Source organism: Xanthobacter sp. BG11Y11_SDJG (assembly GCF_057364445.1).
Genome location: NZ_JBNFNU010000832.1, coordinates 1 through 709, shown reverse-complemented (window position 1 = coordinate 709; position 709 = coordinate 1). Strand labels below are relative to the sequence as shown.

The 709-nt window shown below is 73.9% G+C and carries 1 protein-coding gene; it reads left to right on the top strand.

Translation table 11 applies throughout. The features are described 5' to 3' along the window. Positions 1–167: 167 nt before the first annotated feature. Positions 168–709 (top strand): AbrB family transcriptional regulator (locus AC2W7M_RS26830; protein ID WP_486136262.1); only part of this gene is annotated, 542 nt, incomplete at its 3' end.

Genomic DNA, 709 nt, shown 5'->3' with positions numbered 1-709 from the left:
TGCGGCTGGTGGACGAGGCGCAGGGTGGGGGGGCTCGCGCCGGGGCACCGCCTTTCGGCCCCCGGCGGCGAGCGCTTCCTGCGCCTGTGCTTCGCCCGCGGGGAAGCGCAGCTCGCCGAGGTGGCGCGGCGGCTTTCGGGCTGGCTCTCAGCCGGGCGGCAGGCCCCGTGAGTCCTTCGGCCGGGAAGGGAAGGGCGCTGCGCGCCAGCCTGCTCACCTTGGCGGCGGGCGGGCTCGGCGGTTTCCTGTTCCATCTCGCCGGCCTGCCGGCGGCCTGGATTTCCGGCGCGCTTCTGCTGACCCTGGCGCTGGCCTTGGCGCAGGTTGCAGTGGACGTGCCGAAGCCGATCGAGATCGCGTCCTACGTGGTGCTCGGCACCTCCATGGGCACGGCCCTGACGCCCGATCTGGTGGCCCAGGCCGCCACCTGGCCGGTGAGCATGGCCTTCCTGGCGGTGAGCGTGTTCTGCACCATGGCGGGGTCGATGCTCTATTTCCGCCATTTCGCCCGCTGGTCGCTGGAGACCGCCTTCTACGCCTCCGCGCCCGGCGCCTTCTCGGCGGTGGTGGGCATGGCGGCGGAGAGCGGGGCAGACCTCAGGCGGGTCGCGTTCGCGCAGACGGTGCGGCTGTTCCTGCTGGTGGCGGCGCTGCCCAACCTCCTCGGCGCCACCGGCCTGACCCAGGCGCAGGTGCGCGCCGCCGCCAC